Raw genomic sequence first — 23,700 nt, forward strand, 5'->3', positions numbered from 1 at the left:
TTCGCGCCATGACCCAGACCAAGCTCAAAGGACTCCCCCTGCTCGCCTGTGTCCTCCTCGCGCTGCCCGCCTGCGCCAACAACAAGGGTGACGAGGCCGCCAAGGGCAAGGATGGGGACGCCGCCAAGACCGACGCCGTGGCCGCGCCCGAGGCCGAGGGCCCCATCGCTGGCGCCCCCGTCGAGGGCGAGCAAAAGGTCGCCGAGAAGCCCGGCGCCTCCCCCGAGGACAAGGCCTACACCCTCCAGATCGAGCCCAGCGAGGGCAAGGTCGGCGAAGAGGGCCAGGTCAGCATCCGCGTGATCCCGGCCGAGACCTGGCACATGAACCTGGAGTACCCCACCAAGCTCCAGGTCGAGCCGCCCGCCGGGGTGACCGTGGCCAAGGCCAAGCTCGGCAAGGACGACGCGGTCGAGCTCGACGAGGAGAACTGCGAGTTCGCCCTGAGCTTCACGCCCAGCGAGGCCGGCGACAAGACCTTCACCGGCGAGTTCAAGTTCGCCGTGTGTCAGGACGAGGCCTGCGCGCCCAAGACCGAGAAGCTCGAGTTCACCGTCGCGGTCAAGTGAGCCCCACCGCGGGAGGCGGTCAGCCGCGCACAGGATCTTCATGCCCGAATCGAAGCGCCCCCCCGCAACCGAACGCCTCGAGCGTCTCGCCACCCAAGTCGCCGAGGAGTTCGCCGCCACCCGGCGGCTGCTGAGCTTCGACGAGTGGTTCGAGCTGCTGCTCGAGTCGCCCAAGCTCCACGCCCGCAACAGCGCCCAGTACGTCCGCGACGCCCTCGAGTACTTCGGGCGCGAGGACGTGCGCACGCCTCAGGGCCCGGCCAAGCGCTTTCGCCTGTTCGACCGCGAGTTCGACGACGGCCCGCGCCTGGTCGGCCAAGAGCGCGCCCAGACCGATCTCTACGAGGTCCTCGACGGCTTTTGTCGGCTCGGGCGGATCGACTCGCTGATCCTCCTGCACGGGCCCAACGGCAGCGCCAAGAGCACCCTGCTCGAGTGCCTCCAGGCCGGCCTCGAGGCCTACTCGCACACGGAGGACGGCCTGCTCTACCGCTTCGCCTGGGTGTTCCCCACCCGCCGCGTCGCCGGCGGCGGCATCGGCTTCGGCTCCGCGCCGCTGCTCGACGCCCTCGGCGAGGAGACCTTCGCCCGGCTCGAGAGCGACGACATCGAGGCCCGGCTGATCGACGAGAACAAGGACCACCCGCTGTTCTTGATCCCCCTCGCCGCGCGCCAGGAGCTGCTCGCCGAGCTCTTCGCCGACGACGAGGACTTCGTGGTCCCGTGGACGATCCGCAACGGCGAGCTCTCGGCCCGCAACCGCAAGATCTTCGACGCGCTGCTGACCGCCTACCAGGGCGACCTCGCCGAGGTCTACAAGCACGTCCAGGTCGAGCGCCTCTACCTCAGCCGCACCTATCGCACGGGCCTGGTCGACGTCGAGCCCAAGCAGACCGTCGACGCGCGCTCCTTCCCGGTCACCGGCGACCGCGCCTTCGCCCACCTCCCGGCCTCCGTCGCCGGTCAGGTGCTCTACGGCACCCAGGGCGACCTCGTCGACGCCCAGCGCGGCGTGCTCAACTTCTCGGACCTGCTCAAGCGGCCCTACGAGCACTACAAGTACCTGCTCACGGCCACCGAGAGCGCGCGCGTGGTCCTCGACCACCTGCTGCTCGGCCTCGACACCGTGTTCACGGGCTCGGCCAACGACATCAACCTGCTCGAGTTTCGAGCGCTGCGCTCGGCCGAGTATCAGAGCTTTCGCGCGCGCCTCGATCTCATCCCCGTGCCCTACCTGCTCGACTACCGCGTCGAGCGCAAGATCTATCAGGAGCAGGTCGGCGACATGCTCCGCGGGGTCCACATCGCGCCCCACGTGCCGCGGATCTTGGCGCTGTGGGGGGTGATGACCCGGCTGCGGCGGCCCGACGCGAGCAAGTACTCCGAGAAGCTGCGCAAGGTCCTCGACAAGCTCACGCCGCTGCAAAAGGCCGACCTCTACGCCTACGGGCGGATCCCCGAGGGCCTGAGCAGCGAGGAGGCCCGCGAGCTCCTGGCCGCCGTGCCCCAGATGTACACCGAGCGCTACGACCACGCCGTGGTCCGCGTCGAGGGCTCCGACTACCCCCTGGGCGACTACGAGGGCAGCTTCGGGGCCAGCGTCCGCGACCTCAAGAACGTGCTCATGGCCGCGGCCTCGGACCTGCCCACCAACGCGCGCTGCGTCACCGTCCCGCGCGTGTTCGACGAGCTCCGCGTCTACCTGGCCGACCGCATCAACCACCGCTGGATGCACCTCGAGGCCAACGCGGGCTTTCACCAGCTCGACGGCGCCAACTCGATCACCGAGCTGGCCTTCGAGCGCTGGCTCTCGCTCTCGGACTGGGAGGTCCGCGAGGCCCTCGGCCTCGTCGACGAGGCCCGCTACCTCGAGCTCTTCCGCAAGTACGTCTTCCACGCCAGCCACCACGTCAAGGGCGAGCGCATCTTCGACGAGGTCACCGGCCAGCTCCTCGACCCCGACGAAAAATTCATGGCCGAGCTCGAGCGCGCCATGGATCCAAACCCCGGCGCCGGCTTCCGCAAGGACCTGCTCGGGCGGATCGGCGCGTGGGCGCTGAGCCACCCCAACGAAGAGCCCAACTACGAGGCGATCTTTCCCGACTACTTCGGGCGCATGCGCGAGGAGTACTACCGCCAGCAAAAGGACACGGTGCGCAAGGGCATTCAGTACATGCTCGAGCTGCTCACCGAGGACCGGCCGTCGGAGTTCGACCTCAGCCAGGCCGAGCGCGACAAGGCCAAGCTCGCCGTCGAGGTCTTGCTCGGCGAGCACGACGTCGCAGGGACCAACGAGCGCCGCGATCGCCACACGCACGACTCCCTCAAGGAGACCCTCGTGCAGCTCAGCAAGCACCGGTACTAGGAGCCCGTGGTGAAACCCAACACGACACCCCGCTTGGTCTTTTCGCCGAAGGCTTTGTCGCCAAAACTTGCAGTACGCCCGGTACAGCGGCGTTTTGGCTTCGCGCCCTCGACGAAAAACCCGGCGCCAGGAGCCGCGCTGGGTTCCACCACGGGCTCCTAGGAGCCCGTGGTGAACGCCAGCGCTCCCCTGCTCGCCCTGCTCGCCCTGCTCGCCCTGCCGGCTTGCAAGGTCGACGATCCCCAGGCGGACGCCTCGAGCCCGGCGCCCGCCCCCGCGGACAGCTTCGAGCCCCTGCCCCAGGCGCCGGGGCGCTTCGTGTCCGCCGACGGGCGGATCTCGGCGCCGATCCCCACGGGTGAGGGTTGGGAGTGCCTCGAGGAGCAGCACGGCGAGGACTCGGCCGCCGCCGTGGCCGTCCGCTGCCGCCGCGAAGACCCCCGCGAGCTGCTCTTCTTCTCGGCCAAGACCCACCGCCAGCCCCGTCAGCAGCGCACCGATCCCGAGACCCTGCTGATGACCCTCTACCGCGCCGACAACGAGGCCTTCTTCGAGCACGTCGAGTATCTGCGCGACAGCCCGATCGTGCTCGCGGGCGCCCACGGCTGGGAGGCGGAGCTCGAGGCCACGCACGGCCGCCTGGGAGAGATCCGCAAGCGCGAGCGCGTGGCGTTGATCGGTGATCGCGTGCTGGCGATCTCGGCCGAGGGCCAGGCCGAGCTGTGGCCGGCCCACGCGGACGCGATCACGGCCTGGTTCGAGGGCGTCCGCTTCGCTCGCTGATCCTGCCGCGGCGGCGGCTCGCCAAGCAGGATCCTGCGTTCGGCTGCGAGCTCCGACCGCAACGTGGGCCGCGCGGCTCGACCTCGGGATGGTTGCCCCTGTCACGGGTCGTGCCTGCTCCCCCACCGCGCTGCTCACGACTCGTCACGGTTCGTCACGCGACGCCGCCGTGGCTACGGCGTCACTGACGGTCCGCGACCCCGCCCCCATCTTGGGGCCTCGACCATGGAAAATACGCAACAGACCACTAGCAAGCCGGCGCAGACCAAGACCGAGGTGCTCATCAGCGTCGAGGCCGACAAGGACGCCTCGCGGATCACCGCCGTGCTCGAGGCGCTCGGCTACGCCGTGCTCCGCCAGCTCGACGAGGGGGACGCCCCCGCGCGCCTGGCCTGGGCGATCGATCGCCTGGTTCGTCGCCACGGCCTCACGCCGCGCGAGCGCGACGTGCTCGAAGGTGTGCTCGCCGGCAGGGACAACAGCGCGCTCGCGCGTCAGCTCGGGATCAGCCGCGCCACCGTCAAGTGGCACCTGCACAATGTCTTCGCCAAGGTCGGCGTGGGCACCCGCGAGGCCCTGCTGCGCCTGTCCTTGCAGCTGGGCGCCCACGCGGACACGACCCGCTCCGACCTCGCCGCTGGCGACGAGCACGGCGACGACTCTCGCCACCGCGCCGGGCCCGAGGACATCACCCGTCGAATCGAGTGAACAACGACAGCGCGAGTCGATCCCTCGAGCCGGTCACCAGGCGCCTCGCCCCGCACACGGCGAGGCGCCTCTCCAGTCCCGCCCGCTCTCGCTCAGAGCACGAATGGGATCAGCGCCCGGCGCTGCTCGGGGTAGTCGGCGAAGGTCCGGCGATACCAGCGATGGTTGTCGAGCGCGCGCGGTCCGATGTTGGCGATCGTGTAGAAGGCGAAGGCCAGCCCCGGCAGCGACCAGGTCGCGAGCGCCCAGCCCAGCCACTCGAGGATCTCACCGAGGTAGTTGGGGCAAGACACGTACTCGTAGAGCCAGCCCCGGGGGATCTTGTAGCCGTCCTCGCCGGGCTTGCGCAGGGCGATCAGCATGGTGTCGGCCTTGAAGTTGATCCCCCAGCCGACGAAGAACAGCCCCGCCCCCAGCCACAGCCGCCAGTCGCCAGTCCACGCGCCATAGTCCCCCCAGTGCGAGATCCAGCGCGCGTTGACGTAGGCGTTGAGCAGCTGAAAGAGCAGCGCGAGCAGGCAGACCAGCACCGGCATGCGCCTGTCGCTGCGCGTGCGGAAGGGGAACACGTAGGTGCGCTGGACATAGTGAAATTGCCACATGCCCAGCAAAGCCAGCGGCGCGAGCTCGAAGCGGTGCTGGCCCTGCATGTAGATCCACGCGAACACGAGCACCGCCGGGGACTCCATGATGATCCAGCCCAGGCGCGCGGGGATCGTCGGCCCCCAGCGCTCGCTGGTGTGGCGACCGTAGGGCGCGGTGATGAAGCCGAGCGCGAGCATCGTGACCACGCCGAGGGCCAGCAAGATCAAGGTTGCGAGGCGATGGATCTCCGGGCTGTCAGACATCGGCCCTTCGATGTACCACGAGCCCCCGCCACGTGGCGCGGCCAGCTCGAGCTCGGCCCAAGCTCAGCCCATGCCGCCGCGGAGCTCGCGTTTGCCTGGGCGCTGGCCGTCGCCCGCGGGCTGCGGCTGCGGCTGCGGGGAGCCGTCCTCGATCTCGGGCGGCGGCGAGGGGTGGTCGTCCTCGCTCGCCCACGGCTCCCGACGCACCAGCATCTCCCGGCTGACCTCGCACACGAAGGCGTCGCGCCCGGACGACCCGCCGAACTCGCACGGCCCCAGGTTCAGCGCGCGCTCGTAGAGCGCAGCGGCCCGCGGGTCATCGAAGAGGTGGAGCACCCGGGCGTAGAGAAAGATCTGCCAGGGGTCGGCGAGGGCGTCGAGGCTGGCCGCGTCGAGGGCGGGCGGCTCGAGTTCGAAGTCCCAGGTCCTGCACGGGGCGTCTCGCCGCGGAGACAAGGTGATCGGCGTGCCCCCGGCCTCCTCGTACTGATCCATCGACATCAAGGGCCTACCCTGGACGCCGAGCACGACCGACTCGGGCCGCTCTCGCAGCTGCGCGTAGGTATGAAAGGGCCCCTCGGCGCCGAGCACGAAGGGCGGCAGGTTGGACCAGCCGTCGACGAAGACCGGCCGAAAGACACCGGGCACCTCGACCGCCAGCAGCTTGTGGCCCTGGTTTCCACCGACGAGCGCGGCGCGATACCACGGCTCGATGAGCAGCTGGAGGAGATGGTTTTGGCCGTCGCAATTGCTCGCGCCACGGACCAGCCGCGCGAAGACCTCTTCCTCGAAGCCCTCGTCCTCGCGCGTGGCGTAGAGCCACCTCCGCGCCGAGTCTTCGCTGTCGAGGTCGATCTCGAGCTGGTTGCGGGTCTTGCTGCGCAGCACCGCGATCGCGGCGCAGGCGAGCGCGTCGAAGTCCTCCGCCAGGGGCGCCAGCGCCTGCATCTCGTGCTCGACCCAGGCCCAGACCAAGCTCTGCGCGAGGTTCGTCATGAACCAGCGCTCGCGCAGGCCGAGGCCCCTGGCCCAGGCCCCCGTCCCGTTCTCGCCGTCGCGGAAGTAGCCGGGGTAGCGCGCGACGAAGGCCAGGCACGCGTCGCGTGGCGCGAGCGTCAGGGCCACCCGGCGACGGATCTGGTGATGGACCTTCAGCTTGAACATGTCCTCCCTCGAACAGGCGACGAGCGCGAGTGCCCCCAACGCTGCCCTGCGAGATAACACGCCGATATGCTAACAGCGTCGAGGGTCTTGGCGACGAAGACTCTCGGTCGCGCATTGTGTCCAGCTCTCGACGACGCGACCCGCGGATGGATACAGCCAGCGCGTCGCCGCGAGCTCGGGTCAGAGCGCCGAGCACAGCGACGAGAGGCTCGCGCGACTGCATGCGCGCAAGTCGAGATCCAGTGACGCGCTGCCAGCCGAGGGGGATGTCACCACGGGCTCCTAGCGCCCACGCAGGCGAGCGCCCAGGTCGCTGACAACGTTCAGATCGAGATTGAGCGAGGACAGCATTCCAGCGAGACCATGAGGGGGCGCCAGATCACCGCGCGCCTCGAACCAAGCCAGCGCGTCCGTGACGGTCTCTCGCAGCGAGCGGGTGCTGTAGCCGAGCTCCTCCCGCGCCTTGGCACTCGAGATCGAGCGATGCGACAAGAGCACGTCCAAAGACTCGTGGGTAACGAGGGGTTCACGCTCGCTGAGCTTGGCGAGCGCCTCGGCGAAGGGGACCCCCACCCGCGCCAGCCACATCGGCGAGACCATCGAAGGCGCGCGCCGCCCACATACGGCCTCCACGTGGGCCGCGAGCTCGACGAGGCTGTGCCACGAGCCCGCGAGGATGTAGCCCTCCCCCGCTCGCCCGCGCTCCCCCGCGGCCAAGGCACCCAAGGCCACGTCACGGACGTCGACGAAGTCGAAGCCACCTTCGAGCAGCGCCGGCAGCCGGCCCGTGGCCAGGTTGATCAACACCTCGCCCAGCCGCGACGGCCCAAAGTCGACCGGACCGATCACCCCCGTGGGGTTGACGATCACCGCGTCGAGGCCAGCCGCGACCGCCTCGCGGACGACCCGCTCGCTCAGGGCCTTGCTGCGGTCGTAGGCGGTGCAGCTCGGATCCTCTGCGATCTGCGGCCGGCCCTCGTCGAGGACCTCGTCGAGGGGGTGCTGGTCGTAGGCGTGGACCGAGCTGCAGTGGACCATGCGCCCGACCCCGAGCTCTCGGCACGCGGTCGCCACCTTGGCCGTGCCCTCGACGTTGACGGCCTGCATGCGACCCCCGGGATCGCCGACCATCGAGATCACCGCGGCCAGGTGATAGACACGATCGGCGCCCGCGAAGGCCACCCGCAAGCTCTCGAGATCGGTGACGCTGCCCGCGACGATCTCGAGCTGACCGTCGAGCTCCGCGAGGGCCGCGCTGCTGCGGTGGACGAGGACCCTGACCCGATCGCCGCGGGCGATCAGGGCCCGCACGACGTTGGCGCCGAGGTGCCCGCTGGCGCCGGTTACCACGCTGGTGGTGCGCATCGGGCCGGACTCTAGTGCGCCCCGGGGCCGCGCGCCTTGGCCCGGATCACAGCCCTTGCCATCCTCGCTCGGCGGACCCACGCTCAGCGCGTGCGTTAGGATCCCGACCACCGCAGCTCAGATCTCATCGACCGCCGCGGAGACGGGCCCTCCGGCGGCGGCGGCCTGCCGATCACGCTCTTGCTGATGATCGTGCACAGCCGCTTTGGCTGGGCCGGGGTCATCGTGGTCGTCCTCGCCTACCTGGGCTTCCAATTTTTCGGCGGCGTGGCCCAGCGCGCCGCCGAGCTCGAGGGAGGCGCGGGGTCGGCCCCCGACGACGAGCAGGCCGCCTTCGTCGGCTTCGTGCTCGACGACATCCAAGACAGCTGGTCGCGCGCCCTGCCCGACTATCGCCGCGCCAAGCTCGTGCTCTTCACCGGCTCCACGCGCACGGCCTGTGGCTACGGCGACGCCGCGACGGGGCCCTTTTATTGCCCCGGGGATCAGCAGGTCTACATCGACCTGTCCTTCTACCAGGCCTTGCGCGATCGCCTTGGCGCGGGCGGGGACTTCGCCCAAGCCTACGTCATCGCCCACGAGATCGGCCATCACATCCAGACCCTCGACGGGACCAGCCGCCGCGTCGAGCAGGCCGCCGCCGGCGACCAGCGCGGCGCCGAGGGCCTCTCCGTCCGCCTCGAGCTTCAGGCGGACTGCTACGCCGGCGTCTGGGCCCACGACGCTGGCGCCCGCGGCCTGCTGGAGATCGGCGACGTCGACGAGGCCCTGACCGCCGCCGCGGCCATCGGCGACGATCGCCTGCAGCGCCAGGCCAAGGGCGTCGTCACCCCCGAGAGCTTCACCCACGGGACCTCTGCCCAGCGCGTACGCTGGTTTCGGCGCGGCTACGACAGCGGCGACCCTCGCCACTGCGACACCTTCTCCGCCGCGACGCTCGACGGCTGATCAGCTCGGGCGCCCTGCGAGCGCGAGCGAGCGCCCGCGCGACGCCGCCATGCTCGCGCGATCGCGTGGTATGCAGATCTCGATGGTCCTCGCACTCGCGCTGACAGTCGGCTTCGCGCCCCCCGAGCTCCCCCCCGAAGCGAGCACAGCCTCACCCACGACCGCCCCCGAGGCTGCTGTCGACGCGGACGCCCCCGCGCCCGCCGACAGCTCTGACGCCCCTCCTGCCGGCCCCGAGGCGCCCGCTGCCAGCCCTGACGCGCCCGCGGCCAGCCCAGACGACCCCACGCCCAGCGAGCCCGCTGCCGCCGCCCAGCCGAGCGCCCCCGCCCCCGCCGAGCGCGTGCAAGTGGCCGTCCCCGCCGCCAGCGAGCCCGCCGAAGCCCCCGCATCCAGCGAGACCGTCGACGCCGGCGCGTCCGGGCCAGCCCTCAGCCCCGCGAGCGACGGCGCCATGGCCGACGCCGCCCCCCCCAAGACCTGGCAGGCCGAGCTCTTCGTCGACCTCTCCTACGGCTTCTCGTCGAACTGGCCCGACAACCACATCTACCGCGGCATGTACACCAGCCCGCGCCTGCACGAGCTCGCCGTCAACGCCGTGGGCGCCTTCGTCCGCCACCGCGTCAACGACAGCGAGCCGTGGTGGTTCGAGCTCGGCCTGCACGCCGGCGCGGCCGTCGATGCCCTGACCTCGGCCGAGCCGATCCCCGGCGGCCCCGACGGCAAGTACGCTGGCGCCGAGGTCTTCAAGCACATCGCCCTGGCCAACGCGGGCTTTCGCATCCGCAAGACCAAGACCTCCCTGGGCGCCGGCGTGTTCGAGGGCCCCATGGGCGTCGGCTCGTTTTGGACGGCCAACAACTGGAACTACACGACGAGCTGGGAGAGCAACGTCGTGCCCTACTACCTGGCCGGCGCGAAGATCGTCCAGGAGCTGCCCGGCAACGTCGAGATCGCCGGGTGGTTCGTCAACGGCTTCCAGAGCTACGCCGACCTCAACGCCGTGCCCAGCGGCCTCGTCCAGCTGACCTGGGCCCGACCCTCGCGCGAGGTCGGACCCCCGCGCACCGGCCCCAGCAACCTCACCGTCTCGACAAACGTCTACTTCGGCCCCGAGAGCACCGACCTCGCCCCCCAGGACTGGTTGGTCTACTGGGACACCTGGGCCAGCTGGGACTTCGACGATCACTTCAGCGTCGCCGGGGTCTGGGATCTCGGCGTCGACCGGCCCGGCCGCGCGCGCGAGCAGCAGTCGCTCTACACCGGCGGCGCGCTCTTCTTGCGAGGCACCGTGTTCGACCGCGACAACGCGCGCATCGACCTGGCCGTGCGCCCGGAGGCCTCGTGGGACCGCGACGGGCGCTTCTTTGGCGTCGATCAGTGGCTCTTGTCCGGGACCTTCAGCGCGAACTTGCGCCTGTGGGACCACCTGCTGCTCCGCGCCGAGTACCGCTACGATCACTCCACGGCCGAGGACGGCTTTTTCTACCACGCCGAGTTCACGGGCGACGACGACCGCCCCCTCGCCAGCAACCAGCACACCGTCTTCATGGCCATGACCGGGTGGTGGGACTTTTGGTTTGGTCGCGCCGAGCGCTGACTCGGCCAACTCGTATAAGATCAACCGGTGCACACGCTGCTCAAGGTCATCGCCTGGATCCTCCTGGCCCTCTCGGCCATGTCCTTGGCCTGCACGCCCCTGGCCGCCGTCGACAACGAACCCAACATCGCCTGGACCTTCACGGTCCTGGCCACCTTGTTTGCGATCCCCGGCGGGCTGCTCATGCACGCCGCGCGCAAGCTCCAGCGCCGCGACCAGACCCAGCAGCAGATGGTCGGCTTCATCCGCACCCACGACGCCTTCACCATCGACGAGCTCGCGGCGGCCGTGGGCTGCCCCCCGGCTCAGGCCACGCTGCTGCTCCACCAGGACATCGCCCGCTATCGCCTGCCGCTGGGGATCCACCGCGCGAGCCGTCGCTACCTGCGCCTCGATCGCCTCGATCGCCGGGCGCAGATCGCCCATCGTTGCCAGTCCTGCGGCGCGGCCACGACGGCGCAGCTCGTCTTCGAAGGGGAGCAGCTGCGCTGTGAGCACTGCGGGAGCGTGATCGAGACCCACGCGCCCGCCCCGGCCGAGCAGCGCTGGCAGCCGCCCCCTCAGGCGGGGCACTGGGCTCAGGTCCCGTGGTCGGGGCCCCAGGGCGCCCCGCAGGGCTACCCGCAGCGCGGCTATCAGCAGCCCCACGCGCACCAGCCCGGCTACCCACAGCAGCCCGGCTACCCGCAACAGCCCGGCTACCAGCAGCACCCCCAGGCACCCCAGCAGCAGCAGCCCAGCTACCAGCAACAGCCCCACGCGCACCAGCAACAGCCCCACGCGCATCAGCAACAGCCCCACGCGCATCAGCAACAGCCCCAGCAGCCCGGCTACCCACAGCACGGCCACGCTCGGCCCCAGGCGCACCAGCACCCCTCCAGCCCGCCACCGAGCGGCTGGCACCAAAACGGGCAGTAGCCAGCCACTGCGAGAGCGAGCCACGCCATGACCGCAGATCTGATCACGGACGCCCCCCGCCTGCGCACCATCCTCGAGCAAGCCCGGACCATCGCGGTCCTCGGCGCCTCCACCCAGCCGAGCCGCGCGGGCTTTTATGTGCCCAACTACCTGCGCGAGCAGGGCTACCGGATCATCCCGGTCAACCCCCTGCACCACCGCCTGCGCGAGTGGGGCGAGCCCTTCCGCCGCGCCCTGGCCGAGATCGCCGAGCCGGTCGACATCGTCGACGTGTTTCGCCACCCGGGCTTCTTGCCCGGGCACCTCGACGACATCCTGGCGATGCAGCCGCGGCCCGCGACCGTGTGGCTGCAAAGCGGGATCCGCCACGACGAATTTGCCAATCAGCTGATCGCCGCGGGCATCTGCGTGGTCCAGGATCGCTGCACCCTGGCCGACCACCGCGCCTTTGGCCTCGGCCCGCGCCGCACCTGAGCCCGCAGGACCCGAGCAGGGCGACCCGAGCAGGGCGACCCGAGCAGGGCGACCCGAGCGGCCCGATCAGGGCGACTTGGCGAGGGCCTCGCGCGTGGCCTGGACCTGCGGGTGATCGACGCCCAGGCTGCGCTCGCGGATCTCCAGCGCGCGCGCCCGGTATTCCCGGGCCGCGGACAGGTCTCCGAGCGCGGCCATGGTCGCCCCCATGGCGCCGTAGGTCGCGGCCACGTCGGGGTGCTCCGGGCCCAGGGCCGCCTCGCGGATCTCCAGCGCGCGGCGCTGCAGGGCGAGGGCCTCGCGGTGCTTGCCCAGGCGAGAGAGGACCAGCGCCGTGTTGTGCAAGGAGCGCGCGACCTCGGGGTGCCCCGGGCCCAAGCTCTCCTCCACGATCGCCAGCGAGCGCCGCTGGGTCTCGAGGGCGCCCTCGAAGTCCTCGAGATCCATGAGCACCCCGCCCACGCCGTTGAAGGCCCGCGCGACCCTCGGGTGCGCGTCGCCGAGCTCGGCGCGCTCGATGGCCAGGGCGCGACGCATGGCGATCAGCGCCTGCTCGTCGTCGCCGAGGCGGTCCTCGAGCAGCCCGCGACCGTAGAGCAGCTCGGCCGCGTGGATCGTCCCCCCGAGGGCGAGGCGCTCGGCCAGGGCCTCGCCGACCTCGACCCAGCGCAGGCCGAGCTCGGGCGCCTCGAGCTTGTCGCCGACGACCAAGGTCAGCCCCGCGCAGGCCTCGAGGGCGACGAGGTCGTGGCCGCCCGCGAGGGCCGCGACATAGGCCGCCCGCAGCGCCTCGCGGGCGTCCTCGTAGGCGCCGAGCTCATCTTGGAGCTCGCCGACGAGCAGCCAGGCCTCGGCCTGGAGGGGGCGCCAGCCCAGGGCCCGCGCCTGCTCGACGGCCACCTGCGCGACCGCCAGGCCGTCGCCATATTTTCCGGCCAGGCCCAGCGCCCGCGCGCGGCCGAGCTCCCGGCGCGCGGCCTCGACCTCGACCCGCACCTGCCCCGGCGGGTTGACCCGCTGCATCGCCCAGCTCGGACCCTCGCAGCCGGACACGGCGGGCAAGCTCATGACCGCGGGCGCGGCCAGGGTCACGGTCTGGGCGTCGACCTCGGACCACGCGTCGATCAGCCCGACGAAGAGCTCGCGGCGCTCGTCGAGGCAGGCCGCGCGGGCCTCGACGCGGGCGAGGGCGCCGCTGTCGTGGCGGACCTCGGCCAGGCGCCGATCGGCGCAGACCTGGGTGCGCGCGCGCGACCACGCCTCGGCGTAGTCGTCCATCCACCGCCGGGTCCGCGCCCAGGCCGAGCCCGCGAAGCTCAGCCCCGTCGCGGAGAAGCCCCGAGCCAGCGTCTCGCGGGTCTCGTCGGTCCATCCCGCCTCGATCTCGCGCCCTGCCTCGACGCAGGTCCACAGCTCAGCCCGGGTGATCGCCGCGGCCCGAGCCGCGGGCGCCCGCCTGCTCGCGCTGAGGTAGCTCGTCGCGGCGAACACCAGGCAGATCGCGGCCAGGCCGCCCAAGAGCCAGCGGCGCCGCTTGGGGTCGCGCTCGAGGGCGCCGAGCAGGGCCGCCATCGACGGCCAGCGCTCGTCCGGATCGGCCCGCAGCCCACGGCGCAGCGTCTTGCTGATCCAGCCCGGCACCTCGCCTCGCCGCGCCGACTCGAGCTTGCCCGCGGCGACCACCGCCGAGATCTCGTCGATCCGCGCGGCCACGAAGGGCCGCCGGCTGTGGAGCGCCTCCCACAGGCTCACGCAGAAGCTGAACTGATCGCTGCGCGCGTCGGTGAGGGCGCCCTCGATCTGCTCGGGCGCCATATAAGCCGGCGTCCCCAACACCGAGCCCGTCATCGTGATCTTGTCCGCCAGCGCGCTCGCCCGCTCGCCCTCGCTGGGGGCGTCGACGCGCTCCCCCGCGCCGTGGGCGAGGCCGAAGTCCATGACCAGCACCCGCCCGTCCTCGGCGATCATCACGTTCTCGGGCTTGAAGTCGCGGTGGACCAGGCCCTTGTCGTGGACCGCCGCCAGCCCGCGCCCCGCGGCGATGAAGACCGCGAGGATCTCCCCTCGCGTGCGCCGCGTTCGTCTCTGCCAGCGGCGCAGCGTCTCGCCCTCGACGAACTCCATGACCACGAAGCGCTTGCCCTCCAAAAAGCCGATCTCGTGGATCTGCGCGACGTTCGGGTGCGAGATCCGAGCCATGGCCTGGGCCTCGCGGACGAGGCGGTGCTCGGCGTTCTTGGACTGGGCGTGGAGCACCTTGATCGCGACCTTGCGATCGAGCTCCTGATCGTAGGCCGCGTAGACCACCCCCATGCCGCCGCGGCCGAGGCGACCCAGGAGCAGGTATCGCCCAAGGTTGCGGCTACCGCGGGACAGGCCGAGGGGATCGAGCGCGGGCGGGTCACCGGGGGTGCTGTCCTCGCCCGACTCCTCCTCGCCCTGGACCAGGGTCTGCGTGCCGAGGTCCTCCCACGCGGCGTATGCATCGGATCGGTGCATCGTGGCAGCTCGTCTGGCACCGAGGCTATCAAGGATCGCTCGCGACCAGCAGACGAACTCCCCTTCGCATGATTCGCATGGCCGCGCGAACATCGGGGAGACCGGCCGCGCGCGCCACGTCCCGCCAGGCGCGCAGTGACACGGCCCGACCCACGATCACTTCGCGCCAGCTCGGGGGGAGCAGGTCGAGATCCAGCTGCGCCAGCTCCTCGCGCAGCGCTGTCGCGACGGACTCGAAGGTCCGCGGCCCGTGGGCGTAGGCCCTCACCAGGCGCCTGCGCTCGGCTGGACGCCAGGGCGGGACGCAGGGCAGGCCCTCGCGCACGGCCGCGACCAGCTCCGGGTTCAGAGGCACGCCCTCGTCGGCCTGCAAGAGCGCGAGCTGGACGTCGAGCTCGTGGGCAAGCTCCCAGCGCAGCGCGGCGACCAGCGCCTCGCCTGCGGGGGTCTGCGGGCGCAACATCAGCACCGAGGGCTCGCCCGTGCGCGCGCCTCGAGACGCCCCCACGCGCACCAGCGCGTAGCCCAAGCTGCGGCGCAGCGCGATGACCCCCGCGCTCGCGCCAAAGAGCGTGCCGAAGAGCGCCACCGGAGGCGTCGCCCCGTCGGCGTGCACGTGCTCGATCAGCCGGGTCGCCACGCCGCGCCGACGCAGCCGCGGATGGACCGCGATTCGCACGCTGCGGCGCATGATCATGGCGCCAGCTTCGGGGTGACCGAGGTGGGCGACCAGCGCGTCGGCGAGGGCGTGGGCCCGCAGCCGGGTCTTGCCCGCGAGCGCGTCCGCGACCAGCTCCGGGGGCAGCCCGCCCTCCTCGGCGACCAAGGTCGCAGCCACGATCCGCCCGTCGAGCTCGGCCGCGTGGACCTCGAGGTTGGGGGCGTCGAGCAGGCGCTGGAGGTCGCCCGGCGTGGTCCGGTAGTGCGCCTGGACGAGCAGGCCAAAGAGCGCGCGCAGGCGCGGGAGGTCGCCCGCCAGGGCGTCGCGGTCGAGCCTGCGCGTGACGAGGCCCGCGAGCTCGCCTCCGCTGGGCTCGAGCTCCGCCGCTTCGAGCTCGGCCGGCGCGGCGTCGAGGAGCAGCGCCGCGAAGATCGCCCGCTCGAGCGGGTCGTCGGCCGCCCAGCGGATCGGCTCGTCCAGGCGCAGGCGCTCGACCCCCTGGGCCTGGCGCCGCAGCCACGGCTCGAAGCGCAGGCAAAAGCCGCGGCCGGTCCCCTCGTAGCCATGGACCGTGGTCGCAAAGGCGATCGGGACGCCCGGGTGAGCGCTGACCAGGCGGCGCAGCAAGGGCACGGGCAGCTGCGCCGCCTCGTCGACGACCAGCACCCCCGCGCTCAGGGGACGCTCGAGCAGCGCGGACACGGGCTCGAAGCGCGCCGCCTCACCGGCGAAGCGCAGGACCTCCGCCGCGGCAGCCTCGACGGCCGCGGTGACGATCAGCGGGCCGCGCTCTCCCATCTCCTGGCCGCCCTCCGCTGCCCCCGCCTCCCCCGCGCTCCCCCGACACGCGGCGTACTCGCGCAGGGCCAGGCCGAGCGCGCTGGACTTGCCGCGACCGCGATCCGCGAGCAGCAAGCTCCGGCTCGGCGGGCCCGGCCGCGACCAGCTCGCGCACAAGCGCGCGACGACCTCGCGCTGCCCGGCGTTGCCGCGCGCACCTTCCAGGCGCCACGCAGACGCCCGCAGCCGCCCGGGCTCCCGCGCCCGCCACGGCTCGAGGGCCGCGAGGACATGCGCCTCGAAGCGCCGCCCGACGTCCTCGCGGCCGTAGGGGTAGGCCGCCAGCTTGGCCAGTGAGCGCCCTGTCCCCGCCCCCGAGTCGCCCCCGCGCGCCAGCCTCAAGATCAGCGCGCCGCCGCCCCAGACCAGCCCCTGCGCCTGCCCGAGCACGTCGGCGTCGAGGCCCTCGTGGGCGTCGATCACCACCACGTCGAAGGCCTGGCCCAGGCGCGCCGCCAGCCCTCGCGGACGCGTCCACGCCCAGGCGCAGCGCCAGGTCGCGGCCTCGGCCTCGGGCGGAGCGCTGTCCGAGATCCACAGCAACGAAGGCAGCTCCGCGTCATCTTTCCCCTCCCCCTCCCCCTCACCATCCCCCTCCCCCTCGCCACCCCCACCCCCATCCGCTCCCAGCATCGCGCCGACCTCGGCGCAGGTCTGCCCTGCCTCGCCACGCAGCAAGAACAGGCGGCGGTGGCCCTCGCCGATGGTCGGGCTCGACGGCATGCGCAGCCGCCATGTAGCAGCCTCGCCACCCCCTGGCGAGCCCTCGGAACGCCGACCGATCGCCGCCCCGGAGTGATAACCTCGCCAGCGAGGGCCCATGTTTCAAGACTCTATCCTCGACGTCGCCTTGGGGATGATCTTCCTCTACGCGCTGATGAGCCTGGTGATCACCTCCGTCACCGAGGGATTCGCCAATTTGTTCTCGACCCGCGCGCGCGCCCTGGGCACCTGGCTCGAGGACATGCTCGGCGACACCTGGGAGGTCGACGGCCGCGAGCAGGGCATCGCCCGCTCCCTGCTCGCGCACCCGCTGATCCGCGGCCTCGCGCCCGGCAAGCGCACCCCAGACCATATCCCGCCAGAGACCTTCACCGCGGTGCTCCTCGAGATCCTCGCGCGCCCCGACGAGCGCCAGGATCGCCACCGCCCGCGCAACTTGCTCGAGCTGCGGCGCATGGTCGAGGCCATCGAGGAGTCGCCTCCCCTGCGCCAGGTCCTGCTCAACCTCACCGCCGAGTCCCGCGGCGACATCCGCGAGGCCGAGCAGGCCATCGCGCGGTGGTTCAACGCCTCGATGAACCGACTGAGCAGCTGGTACTCACGCCGCGCTCAGCTCGCGGCCTTTGGCTTCGCCGTGGCGCTGACCTTCGTCGCCAACGTCGACAGCCTGATGTTCGCCAACGCCCTGTGGGAAGACTCGGACCTGCGCATGGCCGTGGTCCAGCAGGCCGTGGGCTTCGAGGCCGACACCTCGACCGAACAGTCGGGGCAAGCCGAACAGTCGGGGCAAGCCGAACAGTCGGGGCAACCGGATCAGCCCGAGCAACCCGACCAGTCGGACCAGGCGGACCAGTCGGGGCAGCCCAGCGTCGACAACGAGCAGCTCGTCGCCCAGCTCGAGACCCTGCGGGCCATCGACAGCTTCCCCCTGGGCTGGTCCAACGATCCTCTGGATCGCCGCCACCCGCCCAAGGACATCGTCGGCTGGCTGATGAAGCTGATCGGCTTCGGCATCACCGTGCTCGCCACCACCTTGGGCGCGCCCTTTTGGTTCAGCCTGCTCAGCTGGGTGCTTCAGCTGCGCAAGGACGAAAAGCTCGAGGACCCCAGCGCGGCGGGCTTTCACACCGCCGAGGGCGCGGGCGCCAGCTCCGAGGGCGCGTCGAGCTGAGCGCGGTCGAGCGAGCTACTCGGCGTCGGGCTTCGACTCGCCCTCGGGCTTCGACTCGGGCTCGAGCTTCAGCGAGGCCGAGTTGATGCAGTAGCGCAGCCCCTCGGGCCCCGGGCCGTCGGGGAAGACGTGGCCGAGGTGGGCGTCGCAGCGCTTGCACAGCACCTCGGTGCGGACCATCCCGTGGCTGTGATCGCTGCGCGTGGCCACGGCCCCGCCCGCGGCGGGCTGGGTGAAGCTCGGCCAGCCGCTGCCGGAGTCGTACTTGTCCGTCGACGAGAACAGCTCGGTCCCGCAGCACACGCAGCGATAGCGCCCCGGGGTCTTGGTGTTCCAGTACTCCCCCGTGAACGCGCGCTCGGTCCCGCCGTTGCGAGCGACCTGAAACTGCATCGGCGTCAACTGCTCGCGCCAGTAGTCCTCACCCCGCTTCGCGTCGTCACCGTCGGACATCAGCCCGAGTCTGCCCCATGCGCCCTGCCGACCCAAGCCCCGCGGCGCCTCCGGACACGGCGCTGGCCTCGCACGGGCTCCTAGCCGACGCCCGGCAGCTCGATGAAGAAGCGGGTCCCCTCGCCGACCGCCGTCTCCACGCGCAGGACCCCGCCGTGCTCGACGACGATGCCGTGGCTGACCGACAGGCCCAGCCCCGTGCCCTGATCCCGGCCTTTGGTGGTGAAGAAAGGATCGAAGATGTGCGCCCGGACCTGCTCGGGGATCCCCCCGCCGTGGTCCTCGACGACGATCTGCACCCAGCCCTCGAGCTCCTCCGGCGCCTCCTCCGAGGACCGCGACACCATGCGTACGCGGATCGCCAGGCGCTTGTCGGCGTCGTAGTCGGGGTAGCGATCGTTGAGGGCGTCGCGCGCGTTGGTCACCAGGTTCATGATCACCTGACGGATCTGCTGCGGTCGGCAGCGGACCTGGGCGACCCCGGCCTCGATCTCCACGCTCAGCTCGATCGCGTCCTTGCGGATCACCGAACGAACCAGCGAGAGCGTCGACTCGAGCAGGACCGCGACGTCGGCCTCCTCGAAGCTCAGCTCGCGCTCCTGGCGGGCGAAGACCAGCAGGTTGCGGACGATGGTCGCGACGCGCTGGGACTCGGCGGTGATCTCCCGGGAGAACTCGAGCACCGTCTCGGCGTCGTCGGAGCGCTCGCTGATCAGCTCCGCGTAGTTGAGGATGCCCTGCACGGGGTTGTTGATCTCGTGGGCGACGCCCGCCGCCAGCGTGCCGATCGACTCGAGGCGCTGCTGCTGACGGACCTGGAGATCGAAGCGCTTGCGCTCGGTGATGTCCCTGGCGATCGACAGCACCCGGATCGGCCGGCCCTCAACGCGGATCGGCGCCAGGTGGGTCGTGAACCACCGCGCAGGGTTGTCGCCCAGCGCCAAGCTGAGCTCGACCTCGCAGACGTCCCCGGTCCCGAGCACCTCGCTGATCGCCTCGCGCCAGCGCGGGATCGAGGCCGGATCGAGGATGTCCTCGGGGCGCAGGCCGATCAGCCCCTCGGGGTCGACACCAAAGGCGCCCAGGTGATTGATGAACTCGATCACCCCCTGCTCGTCGAGCAAGGTGATCACATCGGGGGCGCCGTCGACGAGCGAGCGCCACTGGGCCTCGCTGCGCGCGAGCTCGGCGTAGAGCCGCGCGTTGTCGAGGATGCTCGCCGCCTGGGCGATGAGGATCCTCGCCGTCTCGAGCCGAGCCTCGGAGAAGGCCCCCGCCTGGAGCCGGTTCTCGAGCACGAGCACGCCCACCCGCGCGCGCTGCTTGACGATCGGCATGCACAGCAGCGCGCGCACGCCCGTGCGCCGAATATAGGGATCGCTGGCGAAGCGCGGCTCCTCGAGGGCGTCGTCGACGACCAGGGACGCGCCCGTGCGCGACACGTAGTGGACGATCGCCGCGGGGATCTGCTCCTGGGCGTCCGCGAGGGTCAGCGGCTCGTCGAGCAGCGCCCAGGTCAAGCCCTCGCTGCCCTCGGCGACCACCCGCAGCGCGCCGTCGAGCTCGAGCAAGAGCAGTCCACGGTCCGCACCGGCGCTGCCGACCACGCTGTCGAGCACCCGGGTGAGGACCTCCTCGAGGCGCAGGTCCTCGCTGATGGTCTGGACCGTGGCGAGGATCGCCGCGAGGTCGAGGGAGGGCAGGTCGCGGCCGGAGGACTCCCCCGTCAGCGGGGTCCGGGTCGCGCTCTGCTCCCTGCTCATGCCTCGGCGCCCCAGGCTGCTCCCGAGCCTGTCCTCGACGCGCTCGGCGGCCAGCCACGCCCCCCAGCGCTCGAAGCAGTCGAGGGCCGAGCGCAGCGCCCCCTCGCGGACCACGTCCCAGCCCTCACGCTCGGCGAGGGCCGCCAGGCGCAGGCTGGCCATGGCCTCGAGGTAGATCCGGCCGCGCTCCCCCGCTCGCTTGCGCGCCTGCTCGTAGTGCCCTGTGGCCTGGCCGTGCTCGCCATCGAGGGCGGCCAGCTCCCCGAGCATGATGTCGACGATCGCCCCGAAATTCGCCGGCCCGTGACCAGCCCAGCGCCGCCCCGTCTCCAGGCGTCGCTCGATCCGGGCGCGCAGCTGCCCGCCCGGGTCCTCGCCCTGCACCCAGATCCGCTCGGCGCAGAGCACCATATCGAAGAGCGCGAAGCGGGGCTCGGCCCAGCTGCCAAAGAGCACGACCTCGCTGTCCTCGGCCAGGCGCTCGGCCTCGACCCACGCCCGCTCGTGCTCGCACAGGAGCATCGCCGCCCACATCCGGTTGATCGCCGCGCCATACTGGATCTGCGGCGGGACCTCCTCGTCGCCCCAGGGCGCCATCTCGGGCAGCCACGCCTGGTCCCCCTCGAAGGGCCCCGCGAGCTGCTCGAGGATCCACCGCGAGCCGCCCGCGACCGTCATCATGCTGCGCGAGCACCAGTCGGGGTGCGCGGCGTGGAAGCGCTCGAAGAGCGCGCGGGTATCCGCCAGGTTGATCCCCGCCTCGAACGCGATGATCAGCCCGATCCCGCCCTTGAAGGTCGCGTCGAGGCGCTCGCCCACCTCCACGGCCCGCTGGTGCGCGCCCGCGATCAGCTCGATGATCTCGGCGAAGGGGTTGAAGCAGGGGGCCACGAAGAGCATCCACGCACGATCGGCGAGCAGCTGATCCCCGATCTCCGCCCCCCGCGCCTCGACCAGTCCCTGGCCGATGATGCACAGCCGCCGGGCGGCGTCGAAGGCCTGGAGCCCCGTGAGCACGAAGGCGACGTTGTGCAGCACCCCGAGCGCCGAGCTGTGGTAGCCCTCGCGCAGCAGCAGCTCGAGGTGCGCGAGGGTCAGGTGGATGAACAGCCCGCGGTCGACGGAGAAGGACTGGGTGTTGAGCCCATGCAGCAGCTGCATGATCGCGAGCGCCCGCTCGTCGCGGACCGGGGCCAGGGTGAAGAGCACCCGAAGGTCCAATTCGGCGACCCGCTCCCCCAGCGCCGCCGCCAGCTCGCCCACCTCGCGCACCTCCGGGACCTCGAGGCCAAAGCCGCGCAGCGCCTCGATCCCGATGTCGATGCCGCGCGCGGCCTCGCCCGTGTGGGCGAGCACCCGGATCCAGCGCGAGAGCACGGCGGTCTGGGCGACGACCCCCGGGGCCTCGCCGACCAGCGCCTCGAAGAGCCGCGCGGCCGCCTCGAAGTCACCCATCAGGTGCTGCGACTGGGCCAGGCCAAAGCGCGCCTGGAAGCCCAGCTCGCCGCGCAGCCGCCCGCCCTCGACGGCGCGCTCGTAGTAGCGCCGCGCGGCCTGCCAGACCCCGGCCGCGAGGGCGCGGTCGCCCGCGCGCAGGTTGTTCGCGGCGAGCTCCCGGCGGTCTTCGTCGCTGAACGCCCCCGCCCCATCTCCAGCGGGGAAGCTCGCGTTGAGCTGATCGACGAGCTCGAAGAGCCGGACGTCGTCGCCCTGGCCGTGCAGCCAGCGGCCGATCGCCCGGTGCATGCGCCGGCGTCGATCGCCCGCGATCTCCGCGTAGACGTGGCTGTGCAGCCGCGTGTGGGCGAAGCGAAACTCCTGGCCGATCCCGTCGATGAAGCCGTCGCGCTCGAGCAGCGACAGCGCCGCGAAGCGACCCCCGCGTCCCATCAGCGCGAGGGTCTCGAGCCCCTCGAAGTCGGCGAGCAACACCCCCGGATCGAAGCGCTCGCCGGCGCAGGCCATGAACTCGAGCACCGCCCGGTTCTCGTCGCCCAGGCGATCGAGGCGAGCCATGAGCATCTCGAGGGCGTCCTCGGGGATCGACAGCTCGGACAGGGCCTCCATGTCCCAGGTCCAGCCCTCGGCCTCGGGCCGCAGCAGGCCCTCGTCGGCGAGCAAGAGCAGCAGCTGGCGGACCAGCTGCGGGCGCTTGCCGGTCTTGCGCTCGAGGTAGGCGACGAGCACCTCGAGCTCCTCGGGCGCGCGGCCGAGGCTGTCGACGAGCAGCTGGACCAAGCTCGCGCGATCCAGCGGCCCGAGCTCGATCCGCCGCAGCGATCGCCTGCGCCGATCGATCGCCCTGACGAGCTCCGTGCCCAGCGGCCCCTCGACGTCCTGGAGCTCCTGGTAGGCCCGGCCGACGTGCCCCTGCTCGTGGCGCCAGCCGATCAGGAGGAGCAAGGGACCGCGGCCCTCGAGCAGCGCGAGCAGCAGCCCCAAGCTCGCGCCGTCGGCCCACTGGAGATCATCGAAGGCGAGGATCAGCGGCTCGTCGCCCATCAGCGCCGTGACCAGGCGACCAAAGGCCAGATGCAGCCTGCGCAGCGCCTCGGCCGGCGGCAGCGTCGGCACGGCCTCGCGCTCGCCGAGGATCAGCCCGAGCGCGGGGACGAGCTCGGTCAGCACCCCCGCGACGGAGCCCAGCGCGCTCGACAGGCGCTCGCGCCAGCGCGCCAGGCCCTCGTCGTCGAGCGCGAGGATCTGCTCGAGGTGCGCCGAGAAGGCGCGGACGATCGCGGCGTAGGACGCGTCGCTGCCGAGCTCCTCGAACTTGCCCATGAGCAGCCGAACGCGGCCGCTGAAGCCCTTGTCGACGTCGGCGAGCAGCGCCGAGCGCCCGCTCCCGGGCGCGCCGCTGACCAGGACGACGCGGCGCGAGCTCTCGCGGATCGCCGCGCTCAGCTCCTCGCGCAGGATCGCCCGCTCGCGCTCGCGGCCGTAGAGCTGGTGAGGCAGCTGGAGGACCAGCGAGCGATCCTCGCGCGCGAGCTCGAAGCGCGCACCTCGATCCCCGCGAGCCCACGCCGCGCTGAAGCGCTCGAGATCCGCGAGCAGCCCCCGGGCAGACTGGTAGCGGTGCTCGGGCGCCTTGGCGAGCAGCTTCATGACCATCGCCGAGAGCTGCTCGGGGACCTCCGCGACGCGCCTGCTCGGCGACTCGGGCACCCGCGCGAGGTGGGCGTGGACGACCTCGAGGGCGCTCGAGGCCTCGAAGGGCAGGCGCCCGGTCAGCAGCTCGTAGAAGGTCACGCCGAGGGAGTAGAGGTCGCTGCGAAAGTCGACCTCGCGGCGCAGCCGACCGGTCTGCTCGGGCGAGATATAGGGCAGCGTGCCGAGCAGCACCTCGGGCGTGTCCGCGTGGCGGCGCTCTTGCTCGAGCAGCACCGAGATCCCGAAGTCCGCGAGCACCACCCGCCCGCTGCCGTGCTCGATCAGCACGTTGCTCGGCTTGATGTCGCGGTGGACGATGCGCTTGGCGTGGACCTCGGCGAGGATCCTGGCCAGGCTCGAGGCGATGCTCAAGAAGCGCTCGACGCCCAGGGGCTGGCCGCCGGCGAGCTGGGCGAGGTCCTGGCCCGCGACATAGTCGAGCAAGAGCACGAGCTCCCGCCCCGCGCGCTCGACCCCCAGAGCCTCGACGACCCCGTCGACGTCGAGAGCCTCGAGCACGCGCAGCTCGTGCTCGACCCGGGCCTCCATCGACTCGTCCTCGACCTCGAAGACCTTGGCGATCACCCGCCGACGATCGCGGACGCGCTCTGCCTTGTAGACGCGGGTCCTCGCGGACGCGCGCAGCAGGTGAAGGGTCTTGAAACCAGCGAGCGGGACGGACAAGGTCTCTATCG

At 71.7% G+C, this 23,700-nt stretch carries 15 protein-coding genes and 1 pseudogene; 9 read left to right on the forward strand and 7 right to left on the reverse strand.

The window, feature by feature from the left end; all coding sequences use genetic code 11:
• Positions 1-8 precede the first annotated feature (8 nt).
• From G6O69_RS30845 to G6O69_RS30860, 4 genes are all read left to right on the forward strand, one after another.
• Positions 9-569, forward strand: coding sequence for a protein-disulfide reductase DsbD family protein (locus G6O69_RS30845; protein ID WP_172307052.1), 561 nt, complete (start codon positions 9-11; stop codon positions 567-569).
• 40 nt (positions 570-609) lie between these two features.
• Positions 610-2,934, forward strand: a complete 2,325-nt coding sequence (locus G6O69_RS30850) for a serine protein kinase PrkA (RefSeq protein WP_172307053.1) — start codon at positions 610-612, stop codon at positions 2,932-2,934.
• A 171-nt stretch (positions 2,935-3,105) separates the two neighbouring features.
• On the forward strand, positions 3,106-3,717 hold the full coding sequence (locus tag G6O69_RS30855) for a hypothetical protein (RefSeq protein ID WP_172307054.1): 612 nt from the start codon (positions 3,106-3,108) through the stop codon (positions 3,715-3,717).
• Between the two features lie 225 nt (positions 3,718-3,942).
• On the forward strand, positions 3,943-4,425 hold the full coding sequence (locus tag G6O69_RS30860) for a helix-turn-helix transcriptional regulator (protein WP_172307055.1): 483 nt from the start codon (positions 3,943-3,945) through the stop codon (positions 4,423-4,425).
• Between the two features lie 92 nt (positions 4,426-4,517).
• Here G6O69_RS30860 and G6O69_RS30865 read toward each other — a convergent pair whose 3' ends face one another.
• From G6O69_RS30865 to G6O69_RS30875, 3 genes are all read right to left on the reverse strand, one after another.
• On the reverse strand, positions 4,518-5,273 hold the full coding sequence (locus G6O69_RS30865) for a DUF1295 domain-containing protein (protein WP_172307056.1): 756 nt from the start codon (positions 5,271-5,273) through the stop codon (positions 4,518-4,520).
• A gap of 63 nt (positions 5,274-5,336) precedes the next feature.
• On the reverse strand, positions 5,337-6,437 hold the full coding sequence (locus G6O69_RS30870) for a hypothetical protein (protein WP_172307057.1): 1,101 nt from the start codon (positions 6,435-6,437) through the stop codon (positions 5,337-5,339).
• Between the two features lie 282 nt (positions 6,438-6,719).
• Entirely contained in the window at positions 6,720-7,802 is a 1,083-nt protein-coding gene (locus G6O69_RS30875; protein WP_172307058.1) for an NAD-dependent epimerase/dehydratase family protein, read from the reverse strand.
• Between the two features lie 120 nt (positions 7,803-7,922).
• Between G6O69_RS30875 and G6O69_RS30880 the strand changes: the two are divergent.
• The 4 genes and pseudogenes from G6O69_RS30880 to G6O69_RS30895 all read left to right on the forward strand — a co-directional run.
• Positions 7,923-8,750: pseudogene (locus G6O69_RS30880) on the forward strand (neutral zinc metallopeptidase); the annotation flags it as partial.
• An 82-nt stretch (positions 8,751-8,832) separates the two neighbouring features.
• A complete protein-coding gene (locus tag G6O69_RS30885; RefSeq protein ID WP_172307059.1) occupies positions 8,833-10,350 on the forward strand; it encodes an outer membrane beta-barrel protein in 1,518 nt (505 codons plus the stop codon).
• A 27-nt stretch (positions 10,351-10,377) separates the two neighbouring features.
• Positions 10,378-11,268 (forward strand): hypothetical protein, encoded by an 891-nt coding sequence (locus tag G6O69_RS30890; RefSeq protein ID WP_176397189.1) that lies wholly within the window; start codon positions 10,378-10,380, stop codon positions 11,266-11,268.
• A 27-nt stretch (positions 11,269-11,295) separates the two neighbouring features.
• Entirely contained in the window at positions 11,296-11,742 is a 447-nt protein-coding gene (locus G6O69_RS30895; RefSeq protein ID WP_172307060.1) for a CoA-binding protein, read from the forward strand.
• Between the two features lie 66 nt (positions 11,743-11,808).
• On the opposite strand, the gene G6O69_RS30900 is transcribed toward G6O69_RS30895, so the two are convergent.
• On the reverse strand, positions 11,809-14,241 hold the full coding sequence (locus tag G6O69_RS30900) for a serine/threonine-protein kinase (RefSeq protein WP_172307061.1): 2,433 nt from the start codon (positions 14,239-14,241) through the stop codon (positions 11,809-11,811).
• Positions 14,242-14,269: 28 nt separating this feature from the next.
• Positions 14,270-16,564, reverse strand: a complete 2,295-nt coding sequence (locus G6O69_RS30905) for a GNAT family N-acetyltransferase (protein WP_176397190.1) — start codon at positions 16,562-16,564, stop codon at positions 14,270-14,272.
• On the opposite strand from G6O69_RS30905, the gene G6O69_RS30910 reads away from it, so the two are divergent.
• On the forward strand, positions 16,563-17,636 hold the full coding sequence (locus G6O69_RS30910) for a hypothetical protein (RefSeq protein WP_172307063.1): 1,074 nt from the start codon (positions 16,563-16,565) through the stop codon (positions 17,634-17,636). The two genes, G6O69_RS30905 and G6O69_RS30910, sit on opposite strands and share 2 nt — an antisense overlap.
• Before the next feature lie 15 nt (positions 17,637-17,651).
• Here the strand turns inward: G6O69_RS30910 and msrB are convergent, their stop codons facing one another.
• Positions 17,652-18,089, reverse strand: coding sequence for a peptide-methionine (R)-S-oxide reductase MsrB (msrB, locus tag G6O69_RS30915; protein ID WP_172307064.1), 438 nt, complete (start codon positions 18,087-18,089; stop codon positions 17,652-17,654).
• 80 nt (positions 18,090-18,169) lie between these two features.
• Positions 18,170-23,689: an AAA family ATPase gene (locus G6O69_RS30920; protein WP_172307065.1), complete on the reverse strand. Its 5,520-nt coding sequence runs from the start codon at positions 23,687-23,689 to the stop codon at positions 18,170-18,172.
• Positions 23,690-23,700 lie beyond the last annotated feature (11 nt).

It is taken from the genome of Pseudenhygromyxa sp. WMMC2535 (genome assembly GCF_011083025.2).